13 protein-coding genes are annotated in these 13,115 nt (G+C 39.7%); 1 reads left to right on the top strand and 12 read right to left on the bottom strand.

Annotation, left to right across the window (positions count from 1 at the left end):
* Positions 1-104: 104 nt before the first annotated feature.
* Positions 105-1,739 carry an alpha-galactosidase D gene (locus CZ225_RS03955; RefSeq protein WP_077153037.1) on the top strand — a complete coding sequence of 545 codons (1,635 nt, stop codon included), beginning with the start codon at positions 105-107 and terminating at the stop codon, positions 1,737-1,739.
* A gap of 151 nt (positions 1,740-1,890) precedes the next feature.
* Here CZ225_RS03955 and CZ225_RS03950 read toward each other — a convergent pair whose 3' ends face one another.
* From CZ225_RS03950 to istA, 12 genes are all read right to left on the bottom strand, one after another.
* Positions 1,891-2,694: a hypothetical protein gene (locus CZ225_RS03950; RefSeq protein WP_077153036.1), complete on the bottom strand. Its 804-nt coding sequence runs from the start codon at positions 2,692-2,694 to the stop codon at positions 1,891-1,893.
* Positions 2,695-2,709: 15 nt separating this feature from the next.
* Positions 2,710-3,078 (bottom strand): GntR family transcriptional regulator, encoded by a 369-nt coding sequence (locus tag CZ225_RS03945; protein WP_077153035.1) that lies wholly within the window; start codon positions 3,076-3,078, stop codon positions 2,710-2,712.
* A 12-nt stretch (positions 3,079-3,090) separates the two neighbouring features.
* Positions 3,091-3,948 carry a hypothetical protein gene (locus CZ225_RS03940; RefSeq protein WP_077155680.1) on the bottom strand — a complete coding sequence of 286 codons (858 nt, stop codon included), beginning with the start codon at positions 3,946-3,948 and terminating at the stop codon, positions 3,091-3,093.
* A 5-nt stretch (positions 3,949-3,953) separates the two neighbouring features.
* Positions 3,954-4,799 carry an ABC transporter ATP-binding protein gene (locus CZ225_RS03935; RefSeq protein ID WP_077153034.1) on the bottom strand — a complete coding sequence of 282 codons (846 nt, stop codon included), beginning with the start codon at positions 4,797-4,799 and terminating at the stop codon, positions 3,954-3,956.
* A gap of 172 nt (positions 4,800-4,971) precedes the next feature.
* Positions 4,972-6,405 carry a tetratricopeptide repeat protein gene (locus tag CZ225_RS03930; RefSeq protein ID WP_077153033.1) on the bottom strand — a complete coding sequence of 478 codons (1,434 nt, stop codon included), beginning with the start codon at positions 6,403-6,405 and terminating at the stop codon, positions 4,972-4,974.
* Between the two features lie 13 nt (positions 6,406-6,418).
* Positions 6,419-7,369: a PstS family phosphate ABC transporter substrate-binding protein gene (locus CZ225_RS03925; RefSeq protein WP_077153032.1), complete on the bottom strand. Its 951-nt coding sequence runs from the start codon at positions 7,367-7,369 to the stop codon at positions 6,419-6,421.
* A 1-nt stretch (position 7,370) separates the two neighbouring features.
* A complete protein-coding gene (locus CZ225_RS03920; protein ID WP_077153031.1) occupies positions 7,371-8,183 on the bottom strand; it encodes an energy transducer TonB in 813 nt (270 codons plus the stop codon).
* Between the two features lie 29 nt (positions 8,184-8,212).
* The gene (locus CZ225_RS03915; protein WP_077153030.1) at positions 8,213-8,863 is read right to left on the bottom strand and encodes an ExbD/TolR family protein; all 651 of its coding nucleotides are present in this window, start codon (positions 8,861-8,863) and stop codon (positions 8,213-8,215) included.
* Between the two features lie 15 nt (positions 8,864-8,878).
* A complete protein-coding gene (locus tag CZ225_RS03910) occupies positions 8,879-9,484 on the bottom strand; it encodes an ExbD/TolR family protein (RefSeq protein ID WP_077153029.1) in 606 nt (201 codons plus the stop codon).
* Positions 9,485-9,513: 29 nt separating this feature from the next.
* Positions 9,514-10,311 (bottom strand): MotA/TolQ/ExbB proton channel family protein, encoded by a 798-nt coding sequence (locus CZ225_RS03905; protein WP_077153028.1) that lies wholly within the window; start codon positions 10,309-10,311, stop codon positions 9,514-9,516.
* A 406-nt stretch (positions 10,312-10,717) separates the two neighbouring features.
* Positions 10,718-11,509 (bottom strand): IS21-like element helper ATPase IstB, encoded by a 792-nt coding sequence (istB, locus tag CZ225_RS03900; RefSeq protein ID WP_077153027.1) that lies wholly within the window; start codon positions 11,507-11,509, stop codon positions 10,718-10,720.
* On the bottom strand, positions 11,506-13,071 hold the full coding sequence (gene istA / locus CZ225_RS03895; RefSeq protein WP_077155672.1) for an IS21 family transposase: 1,566 nt from the start codon (positions 13,069-13,071) through the stop codon (positions 11,506-11,508). The genes istB and istA overlap by 4 nt, the downstream gene beginning before the upstream one ends.
* Between the last annotated feature and the right edge of the window lie 44 nt (positions 13,072-13,115).

Here is a 13,115-nt window from a genome sequence, read left to right as displayed (position 1 = left end):
TATAAAAAATGACAGTTCTTTTCCATTTTATTTGCAGGAAAATAGAATCATTTATATCTTTGATAACTCAATTTATTTATTCATCATTAATTTTCATTTACACTATGAAAAACAAATTCTACGTCTTAGCTACTGCTGCTTTTTCTTTGTTATGTGCAAGTTGCGCAGAGACTCAGGTAAATCACTCTAATAGTGGTAAATCTGTTCCACCACCTCTAATGGGATGGAGTTCATGGAATGCCTTCCGGGTAGATATCAGCGAAGATATTATCAAAAATCAGGCTGATCTTATGGTAGAAAAAGGTTTGAAAGATGCCGGTTATCTCAACGTAAATATCGACGACGGCTTCTTCAACGAACGGGATAGTAATGGAAACATGCAAGCCAACACAACTCGTTTTCCTAATGGTATGAAACCCGTAGTAGACCATATACACAGCCTGGGTATGAAAGCTGGCATTTATACCGATGCAGGAAATAACACCTGCGGTTCTATGGCCGACAAAGACCATGCAGGAGTAGGAGCCGGTATCTATGGACATGAAGAACAAGACGCCCAATTATATTTCGGCGACTGGGGATTCGATTTCATCAAAATAGACTATTGTGGTGGAAGTTTTCTAGGATTAGATGAAGAAGAAAGATATACTTCTATCCGAAAAAGCATTGATAAAGTAAACAAGGATGTTTCCGTTAATATTTGCCGATGGGCATTTCCGGGAACATGGGCAGAAAATATAGCAAATTCATGGCGTATTAGTGGAGATATCAATGCTCATTGGAACTCATTAAAATACGTGGTAGGCAAAAACCTATATCTGTCTGCCTACGCCCGTAACGGACATTATAACGATATGGACATGATGGTAATCGGATTCCGGGATAGCTGTAAGGTAGGAGGAGAAGGACTTACTCCGACTGAAGAAGAGGCTCACTTTGGTTTATGGTGTATCATGAGCTCACCTTTATTAATAGGTTGTAATCTGGCAACAATGCCAGAATCTTCTCTACAATTAGTGACAAATAAAGAATTAATTGCATTGAACCAAGATCCATTAGGACGCCAAGCTTATGTAGTACAACACGAGAATGAAGGATACGTACTGGTCAAAGACATTGAACAACAACGTGGCAACGTACGTGCTGTTGCTCTTTACAATCCATCGGATACAGTTTGTACGTTCTCTGTTCCATTTTCTACATTGGAATTCGGGGGAAATGTAAAAGTACGTGACCTGGTAAAACACAATGATCTAGGTACTTTCTCCGGTACCTTCGAACAAACACTTCCTGCTCATAGTGGTATGTTCCTACGTATGGAAGGAGAAAATCGTCTAGAACCAACACTATACGAAGCAGAATGGGCTTACTTGCCTCTTTACAATGATTTAGGTAAGAACTCTAAAGGTATTGTATATTCCTATGACAGACAAGCTTCCGGTAAGATGAAAGTCGGATTTATTGGTGGACAACCGGAAAACTATGCAGAATGGTCCGAAGTATACAGTGAAAAGGGAGGACGTTATAATATGACTATCAACTATTCATTTGGAAAAGGTCGCCAATTGGATCTGACAGTTAATGATACCACTACAAGAATCAATTCATTAGCTGATGATGATAATCATCATCAAATCACAGTACCAGTGGAATTAAAACCTGGTTATAATGTAATCCGTATGTGTAATAGTTATAACTGGGCACCGGATATTGACAACTTCACTTTAGCTAAAGAATAAAAGCTTAGCTGAAAGTTTTACTAAAAACGATATAAAATGCGAATCTCTTCAATATCACAGATTTCGTGGTTCTGTGTTGATATTGTAGGATTCGCATTTTATTATTTATAAGCTATTTTCAATAAGTGCATTAACATTTTCTCAGATACCATCATTCCATTGTAATGCAAGACCTTTCATTAAGTGTAACATACAACTTTGCATCTTCTTTTGTAGGAATCCAAAACATACGTTTACACTCTCCTTTTTCTAATTGCACATTAGCATTATACCCCGTTAAGTATTCGGTATCAATATGACATGTTTTTGGATCCACGTTCCACCCATCAATATGATCGAGATATAGATATAAATCACGAATATTCCCGCTCAAAAGGTTCAGATGATTACCACATCTTAAAACGTTCAAGGCTTTCAAATCACAATCCTCAACCGTAGCAGAACCTGAAACATCAATAGAAAGAGAATCCTTCGAGAGATTTTTGAGTACCAGTTTCTGATTTCTGATATCACTGATAATAGTCTCCACGCCCGATGGCAATTGCATTTGCCATTCACCAATAGTCATATACACATACTTTTGTTCCTCAATTTTTTCAGAAAGCTTATCCATAGGATAATCAAGAGTAATTTTTAAAGTATCTCCTATTACCTTCATTGTCAGATAATCATTTACCTCTTTGGGGCATGAGAACACATTCTTCTTCCCTTCCGAAGGTAATACTTCCAGACAGGAGTTCATCATCCAAACAGTATAACCCTCTTTTTCAAGTACCGACTGGGTAAGCCATATTACTTTACATGGTGGGAACTCTTTTGTCACCTGCTCTCCTCCCAAAACAATGTCATAAGAGCCATAAGGTCTTCCTGTGTGAAATATCACCAATACTCCCCCTACCAGTACAATAAGACCGGCAATAAAGAGACCTATTAATATATAAGTTGTACGTTTCATAATCTTTACTTCATTTTACTGTTCTTTTTTACAAAATCTCTGATACATTTCAGTAATCTCCTCCATAGGAATATCAAGTGTCTTAATTTGCCGAAAGAAATACTCCACTTCCTCCCTTAAGAAAATATCCTTTCGTAAAGAAAGAATCAGTTCTTTAGCACCCGTAGCTACAAAATAGCCAATACCACGCTTATTATAAATGACACTCTGAGACTGGAGATAATCGTATGAACGCATTACCGTATTAGCATTTACTTCCACAATGGCAGCATATTCTCTAACCGAAGGTATACGTTCCTCCTCCATATATTGCCCCAAAAGTATCTCATCACAAATTCTATCAGCAATTTGTAAATAAATAGCTTTACTTTCTTTAAAATTCATAGGCTTAGGAAATTACATACGTTGAATAACCTCTGATTCTTTAAAACGGAAATAGGAAAGAATCCAGTTGAGTAGAGTAAAGAAGATCAGAACAGCAGAAATTAGGTTAAAGATTTTCTCTTGACTAAAATCGTCAAACGGAGATCTGTACAATACTCCTTTTTCGAATAATACGCTAACTAAGGATGTGCCCACTACCATATAGATTAAAACAATAATTGCGATAACAGCAAAAGTCTTAATGAATGAGTTCTTTGGCCAAACAGAACTACCTAATACAAATAATGATTGTACAAACCAATATAAAGAAAGCGTAAATCTCAGCTGATACATATTACTAAAAACATGGAAATGATGCCCAAGAACATTTACTCCGACCATATCATTCAGATTTACAGGAAGAATAGCCTCTGCTAGATCGGGATAAATTAATGAATAGATCAATACACGTGTATAATCTGCCAGCTTAAAAGCAATAAGCAAAACAATCAATAATATAATAGTAGATACCAACCAATTTAAAAAGTATTTTTCAAAAGGAGTCGCCGGAGTCATTAATGTAGCAATTCTCCCTGTTCTATTCTTCATATTCTCCATCGTAAACGATGCGCTCAACCAACCAAAGCCAAACAGGAAGAAGAAAAAAGACATCAATACAAATCGCCAGACAGCATCATAATCAACATGATTGATTAGATAATATTGCGAATCAGAGTGTCTATATTCTAAATAACCATTCCATAAAAAAACAATTGTCATTACTCCATAAATTAAAACAATACGAAGCACATTTGATTTCCAATTCTCTACCACCTTTTTACGACAGAGATTCACAAAACGAGGCATACTAAAAAAAGTATCTTTTATCATCTTCATTACTTTTGAGAGTGAAACAATTGGGAGATTTTCTCAGAGCACGAAAGAGTTGCATTAAAAAGAAGTTCTAGATTTATGTCCGATTCTTCTTCATTCTCATTGACAAGCATAATACTGTTTCCTTGTACGGAAGGAGTACTAAATAAAGCATCTTTCAACAATTCACGATCATCACTCTCGACAAACAATAATTTCTCGGTAATTCTTGTTGTCGCTTCGTTGAGTAATACTTGGCTTTTATCCATAATCACTACATGATCCAACGCTTTATCAATATCGCGAACTTGATGAGTCGAAATTACGATAGTCTTATCGTCCGACATACCCGATGCAATAAATTTACGAAACTGGCTTTTACTGGGAATATCCAATCCATTAGTTGGTTCATCCATCAATAACAGAGAAGTATTAGTAGCCAAAGCAAAACTCATAAACACTTTCTTCTTTTGACCCATAGAAAGTGCTCCCAGATTAATATCCATTTCCATCTCAAAATAATGAAGATATTTCATCATATCTTCTTTGCTGAATCGTGGGTAAAACAAACTATTCAATCTCACATAACTCATTAATGGTACAGAAGGCAGATCAAATTCCTCCGGCACTAGAAACATATCCCGTAAAGTAACAGGCAAACGACGACGCACATCTGTATCATGAAACATTACTCTCCCTCCCTTCGGAGTTAAAAGACCAGACATTAAATAAAGAAGTGTAGACTTACCTGCACCATTCTTACCCAACAATCCATACACTCTCCCCTTCTCCAAAGAAAGAGAGAAATCCTGCAATACAGAATGCTTGGATTTTCGGTAAGAAAACGAAAGATTCTCAACTGTAATCATAGCTCTTAAATTAAAAGTTTATACGTCCTTTAGTGTATTAGTCAAATAGTACACTACAAAGGCAGATAATCTTTTGAATATTCCAATAGAAAAGAGAAAAAATAATAAAAAAAGGAGGAGCTAAGAATCACTCTCCACTCCTCCTGTCACGACAAACAACTAAAATTATTCACTATTTGATGCCGTCCAATGCTCTTTTAGCAGTAGCATTAGCGGGGTCTACGGCCAAAATTTTGTTCCAATATTCTTTAGATTCAGGCAGTTTATTAACTACCAGATAATAATATCCAAGGTAACTGTAACATTCAACCAACGCAGAATTGTACCGTGAATCATTCTTGCCTTCCAACATAGAAGCAACTGCCTCATAGAAAGGTTTTGCCAATCCCTGAGTTGTTTCGGGATCTAATGCAGAATTGGTTCGAGCTCTCCAGAAATTACCTAAATAACTATCCGGAGCCGCTTCGGCAATGGTTTTAAAGACAGAGTCTGCCAATTCCAAAGCCTTCTTACGTTCTTCTACTGAGATCGCTGATGAATCAGCTTGCGTACCTGAACCATAATAAAGTCGCCCCATCTGAAATTGCAAATCAGGAGTTTGCTGTTCCTTCTCAAGTGACAAATAATACTTTTGGTAAGCACTGATTGCTTTTTTATATTCATTCTGCTCTTCATAAGCAGAAGATATATTTTTATACAAATCAGTTTTTGTTGAATCTAGTGCAACCGCTTTCTCATATTGCTCTGCAGCTTCACCATATTTCTTTAAAGCTTCCAACAAATGACCATAATACATATAATCCAGATAAGAATAGTCTGCCCTATCACATTCATTAAAGAAGATATCAGCAGCTTTAATTGCTTCATCAAAACGTTTCAAGTCTGTGTTATTATACATTGCCAAACGATTGAACGCAACATGGCGTGAATTTGTCTTTAACCCCATGTTAGCCACTTCAAGAGATTTCTGAAAATCATGCTTCATGAAAAGTGCAAATGCGTATTTTGCCAAATCTTCTTCTGTTGCTGTTGGTTCCATCGCAAAATGCGAATAAGCATCGGCAGCTTTTACAAAATCATTTTTAAAATAATAAATTTCAGCTAGTTTTCTATCTACATTCGTGTTGGACGGTTCTAAGGTCTTTAATTGCTCCAGTTTCTCAATCGCAAGGCTTGCATTGGCTGATTTATAAATATCCGCATACTTCAAATAAGCATCTACACAATGCGAATCGAAATAAATGGCTTCTTCATATTTCTGGGAAGCCAAACCAGCATTTTTCTGTTTTATTGCAATGTCTCCTTCCAATAGAGAAGCAAGAGCTGATTTGCCATCCGCTTTTCTAGCAAGAACAGCATATTCTCCTGCTTCTGCAGGTTTTCCTGCTTGTAAATAAACTTCTCCAATTGCTACCAAAAGATCAACATTTTTTTTATTTTTTCCTTTTATCAGTTGTTCAGCTTCTTCCATTGCTTGAGTCGGATTCTTCTGAATAGTTTCTTTCAATTCTGCAACACCCGCCTGCCATTCAGTATCTGATGATTGCGCATAGAGCGACCCAATTGCTATAAACGCTCCAGCTAAAAACATTTGTACTCGTTTCATGATATCTCAAATTTTAGTTATTACTTGTCTTCACATTAACAATACGCGTTGGTTGCGTAGCCGGAAGAAGTCCCGACTTAAAAATAATCCGCTGCCCTTTATCGAAAGTCATAAAAGAAGCAAAGCCCCAAGGCAACCCTCCACGGGGATCATTTAGCAAAGCATAAATAGGTCGTGCCAACGGATAGTTACCATAATACAGATATGCTTGGAAAGGTTTATAACTGTTGGCAACAGTTGCCACATCTTCTGCACTTACTGCCATAACTCTGATTTCTTCTATAAAAGATAGATTAGTTGTATCCTTACGGTTACCCAACCAGTTTACTCCAATTACTCCTATCGCATCAGGTGTCTTAGCAACATAATCTATAACCTGCAGGTTCGTTTCCAACGCACTGACATTGCCCGTTGCCAATGCCTTTCCATCACAAATAGAATCTATTGCAAAACGTACTGTACTCGAATTTTTATTATCGAACACCACTTGAATCTCATTCAAACGGGAATCCGGATAAATTTCTTTCCAGTCTTTCACTTCCCCTGTCAAAATACGACGGAAATCGCGTACACTCAACAAAGAGTCTGGGTTTGAACGATTAACGATCAATGCCAGACCATCTGTAGCCAACTTTATCTCTTTTGGGAAAAACTTACGGCTATGAAATGATTCCATTTCTTCCTTAGTCAATGTCCGAGTCACAATAGCTAATCGTACACTGTCTTTCAGAAGTAAATTTATCGCTTCCACTTCCGTAGTATAACGAGGAACAATTCCGGCCAGAGGACAAAGTCTTTCAAATACATCAATCTCTTCCTGTATTATAGGTTCGAAACTTGCATCCGCCGCAATAGCTATCACACCTGACGAATAAGTATCCGTCGATCCGCTTTTGGAACCGCAAGCACTAAATACCGTCAATAATACGATTCCTATCAGCCAAAATTGTCTCTCTATCTTCATTTTACGTCAATCTAAATAAAACCGGAACTGTGAATTTCACACGCACCGCTTTACCATTCTGTTTACCCGGAATCCATTTGGGCATACTTTGTATCACACGAATTGCCTCTTTGTCCAAATAAGGATCCACTCCACGAGCTACATGTACATCCGTAATCGAACCGTCACGTTCTACCACAAATTGTATGATAACACGACCTTGTATACCATTCTCCTGTGCAATTGTCGGATACTTGATATTCTTACCAAGATAAGCCAAAAGCTCACCTCCCGGGAATGAGGGCATCTGTTCTACTGCTTCAAATATCGTATTATCCGGTTCGGGTTCACCTTGTACCACGATCTGTTTCAAGTCTGCAATATCCGCTCCATTCACTTCATCATTACCTTTTACATCGGCAATCGAAATAGCCACATTAGTGGAAAGCAATTCTTCCTGACTCTTAATTTCATTCGTTTCATCAATTTCTGAATCCTTCTTGATTTTAGGAGTCGTAAACTTAATAGAACTTTTCACAGCCTGAGGAGGAGGTGCCACAGGAACAACCTTTTTTACTTCATTCTGTTTCACTTCCGGTGCTTCCAATTTCGACAGTGTAGTCACCTCTGTTATTACTTCTCTTTGCTTCGGAGTTGCCCACTTAACTAGTGTAGGAATAGTGAAACCAATCGCAGTTACCACTAATACAATCAGCATGGCGATATTATGACGTTTGGTCGAATTTTCGCGTATCCTAAAGGCACCATATGCTTGATTCTTACCCTCAAAAATCAGTTGACACCATTCCGAAGAAGTCAAATCTATTTTTGCCATTTTACTTTTCTTTTTTAGGTGTTACTTATTTATTCAGCCAATGTTTTCGACAATTCTCCTTTTGCATCGAAATTCTTCATCAAAAACTCATCTCCTTCTGCAATATCGGCAATTACATATTTACCAATATTACAAATTTGCATTTCATCTAGCACATCAACCAGATTCTCATAAGAAGCATCATCCGTAGCTTTAATAATAACGGTTGGTGTATCTTTTGCACTTTTTATCTCAGAAACTTTCTTCTTAAATTCATCGTCAGTAATCACAAGATCCAATTTCTGTTGTTTCAATGCTCTTACTTTGTTTACTGCAACAGCATTTTTACGCAAAAGCACATCGCGCACTCCGTTCGCAGCGTAACTGGTCTGCTTCAACGAACTATAATCTTTATAGTTGGGCTCTCCTTCATAATAGTAAAGTTTGTTATCACCTCCCAAAAGCAATGTTATTGCCTGAGAAGCTTTTACCATACTTTTCTGATCTTCTGTTATATCCTTATCATTCGACGGCATACTTATTTCCATCGTTTGAGGTATATTTAATGTGGTACAAAGCATAAAAAAGGTAATCAGCAACATATTCATATCAACCATCGGAGTAAAGTCTACCCGCACAGATATTTTTTTCTGCTTGCTTTTTCCTCTCCTTCCACCGCTCTCTTGTACTTCGGCACTCATAATTTTTCCTCCATTTTATTCTTCAGACAATCCTTTGAGAGAAGTAATCAGATTATACCGATTCTCTCGCAAATCCTGAAGAGAGTTCATTACATTCTTTATCACTGAGTATGGAGTCGAAGCATCTGCCTTGATAGCGATTCGCAAATCAGCGTTAGCAGCACGCGCATTACGTACCCACGACTTAAACTGATTATCAGTACTATCACAAGGAATTCCTTCATTTTTCAAGATTTTATCCTGTTGCTCCTCCGGAAGATCCAGATACTTTTGCATACTCTCAATAGGTACCCCGAATGTAGAAGATACAATAAATTTCTTCTCCTGCTCCGGAGTAAACTTAATTCCATACTCATCACCCATACTCCCCAAAACAGCCTGCATATCTTGCTGTTTATCGAGGCTCATAAATACTTTTCCCTCCGGATCAATTAAAATCTGGAGTACATTTTTCTCCGGGATTTTAATTTCCGATACAGAAGCCGGAGTATTAACTGTTACCGGTTCCTTCTTCACAAATGCTGAAGTTAACATAAAGAAAGTCAGAAGCAATACAGTTACATCACTCATAGCTGTCATATCTATGAACGTACTTTTCTTTTTTATTTGCGCTCTACCCATGACTAATAGATTTTAAAGGGGCTGCAAAATCAATGAGTAGCAGCAAAAGTCTGCACAATAGAGAATCCGACTTCGTCGAGACCGTAAGTCAATTTGTCAATTTTATTAGTGTAGTAGTTGTAAGAAATAACAGCCAATGCACCAGTCAAGATACCGAATGCTGTATTAACCAAGGCCTCAGAAATACCTTGTGACAATGCCAAAGAGTCAGTTCCACCACCTACTGCCAAAGCCGTAAATGAACGAATCATACCGATTACAGTACCAAGCAATCCCATCAATGTCCCCAATGTAGTAATTGTAGCAATAACAGGAAGATTCTGTTGCATCATTGGCATTTCCAAAGCAGTTGCTTCTTCCAATTCTTTTTGAATAGCCAATAATTTTTGCTCTTTAGACAACTCTGTATTCTTTTCCATCTCTTCATACTTACGCAAAGTAGAAGTAACGACATTAGCTACTGAACCACTTTGTTGGTCACAGATTGCCTGCGCTTTTTTAACATCACCAGCAGCTAAAGCTTCTTTGATATTAGCCACGAATTTAGCTAACGAACCTTTACCGTAAGCAGAACGAAGTGCGATATAACGCTCAACACTCAAAGCAATAACTGTTAGCAACAATGTTTGAATAACAGGTACAATAACACCACCTTTGTAAATAGTACCTAAGATATTCAACGGATGGTTGTCGGGGTCATTATTCATAAAATTAGCCCCATTTCCTAATAAGAAATAAAAAATACACAAAGCTATTATAAAACAGCAAATGATAACAATGCCAGCATTCTTTATGCCAACAACATGACTTTTTTCTGTAGTTTTCATAATAAGTTTTTTGTTAAGAAAATAAATTTTAGTTATTTAGAAAATTTCGAATACGATTAGACACACTACACCATAGACCTTACAACCTTTTTAACAAATAAGTCGTGCAAAGTTCATATAGAAGTACAAAAATAAATAAGGAGGGAAAAACACTAAATAAGGATACGTCTAAGAGCGAACACATAATAGTCGCTACAGATAGTAGAATAATGTGGATCCTTATCCGAACAATAAAATTTACTCTGGTCTAATACAAGTGAATTTTCTCTTAACAAAAGAAACTTGTGTAAGATATCCTTAAAAAGTGTAATAAGCAAATTTTAAATCGTCATTTTTCGGTAAAGTTAAATCACCATTTAATAATTGAGACTACCAGTTTATACTATTGATTACATTTTAATGTTGGTCATCTTTGGCTGGGGGTACCCCCAGCCAAAGATGCGTCTTTTTCCTCTTCAAAAATGGATTTTCGGTTTCCCATGCGGTAGCTTTGCCCGGCGAGTTTTATGACCTCGCAGTGATATAACAGCCTGTCCAGAATTGCTGAAGCCAGCACTTCGTCATCCAGCGTTTTGGCCCATTCGGTGGGTGCCTTGTTCGTGGTAATTATCAGTGAGGCTTTCTCATGAAGCGTGTTGATCAGATTGAAGAATCCTGCGGCATCCTCTTTTTTCACCGGGAAGAGCATTATATCATCGATGGCCACCAGATCAGCTTTGAGCAGACGGTTGTATGCACTCATGGCCGAAGGCATCAGCGTTTTCATCTTGATGGTGTTTATGACATCCTCCATCGTGACCATGTAAGCCTTGTATCCTTGCCCCACAGCCTCGTACACGAGTCCTGCGGCGATAAAGGTCTTGCCTGTTCCGGAAGGTCCCATGAGTATCAGGTTGTAGTTCTGTTCGAGCCACCCCAGCCGGCGCTGTTCACGCAGTCTTGGTGCGGTTATACCTTGCGAGTAGTTGTGGTCGAAAAGGTCGAGGTCGTGTCTTGCCGGCAGAGCCGCCGCTTTCAGCCGCCGTTGGAAGTCCTTGCTGTCTCTTTCCTGAACCTCGCGGGAGAGCAGGTCATGCAGGAACTCGACATGGGTTTTTCCCTGCTCCTGCGCCAGATGAGCTTCAGATTCCAGCAGGCGTGGCAGGGCGTACAGGCGCAGACGCGAGCACAGGTTCTTGATTTGTTCGTTCGTTATCATACGAAAAGGGTGTTAAAGGTGGATATGTCTGTTTTCTCGGGGATCATGGCGGATGTGTCGGCTCCGGGAACCGGCCCGGTTTCCGTCCGGACCTCGATGGGGGCTTCTCCCTTACGGATCCTGAGGGTCTCGGCTACCTCCATCAGGCTGCATCCGTTGAAGACACCTGCCTTGAGGCACTCGGCAAAAGCTTCGGTAAGCGTGATGTCCGAGTATGCCGCGTGGCGCCGCACTATAAACTGGAGGTTGTCGCGGTAATTACGGGCCTTATGCACACGTAGTTGTGACAAATATGTATCAATCACCGTGCTTACGGGAAGTTCTTTGCGTACAAAAGCCTCATAATCGTCCAGCGGGGCTTCGCGGTCACGCCGGTGGGAGGTGTTGCTTACCAGACGTCCCTTATCTCCGCTTATTTTGTGAACGGCAAGGGTTTTGCCTGTCTCATGGCTGTAGATATATAGCCGGCCTTCCTTTTCTTCGATATAGACCAGTGTCTGATGGCCGCGGTAGGTGCCTGTGGGAACGCTGTAATAGTTGCCCCTGTAGGTTATCACGTTGTCCTTGCGCACGTGATGCGGCAAGAGGGTTTCGCAAGGGACTGTCGGAACTCCCTTATAAGGCGTGAGGTGTGCTTTCTCCGTCTCGAACTCCTCAGACGGGACACGACGTATGCCGTGGTGTTCCGTGCCGTTGGCCGTGCGTTCCAACCAGCCAAGGGCCTCCTTGTTGAGCAGGCCTATGTCAACCAACTCGCGGCCGCGAAGGAAGTTGTACTTCACATATTTGACGACGTTCTCTATCTTGCCTTTGCTCTGGGGATCGGATTTGCGACAGAACACGGGCTCAAAGCCATGTTCACGGACAAGAGTGCGGAAACCGCGGGTAAGCACCAGGTCACCAAGGTTTTCATTGACAAGAAACACCTTGTCCTGGTCATAAACTATTTTTCGGGGTACTCCCCCGAAGAACTCGAAAGCCAGTTCATGGGCATAAACCGCAAGAGCGGTGGTAAACGGTGTACGGCTAAAGAAGACGAACTTATACCTGCTGCGGCTCAGGCACATCGCAAAGAAATACACTTTTAAAGACTGTCCCGGAGGTGTCTTCATCCACCGTTCACCGAAGTCGCATTGGGCGTATTCGCCATAGGCCGTCTCGGGCTGTTTCTCATAGGGGCGGTAACCTTTCTCAACCTCCTTGGGAAGATCGTGCGTTAAACGCAACCGGTTGACGAAGTTGAAGACCGTTTTGGGAGTCACGCACGGAAGATCCGAAAAATGCTCCTTCAAGCGGTCATGGAGCTGCGGAGCGGACAAAAAAGGCCACTTGCGCAACTCATTGACTACATAAGATTCATAGCCGTCAAGTTTATGACCGTAATGACGGTCATAGCTCTGGCTGGAAATGAACTCTTCTTCTGTCATGGACAGATACTTGGCCACCGTTTGACGGTGGAGACCTAAGGATTGACCTATTTGGGTCTTGTTTAGGCCAGTTGAAAATAATTCTTTAACTTTGTACCACATCAGATACTTCTTTAATTGGGAAGTCTCGGTCATAGCATTGTAATTAGTAGTTAGCACCACAAAATTACAATGCTATT

Origin of the sequence: Bacteroides bouchesdurhonensis (genome assembly GCF_900155865.1) — a bacterium.
GTDB lineage: Bacteria > Bacteroidota > Bacteroidia > Bacteroidales > Bacteroidaceae > Bacteroides > Bacteroides bouchesdurhonensis.
Note: the sequence above shows the minus strand (reverse complement) of the source record. Positions and strands in the feature narration are given on the sequence as shown.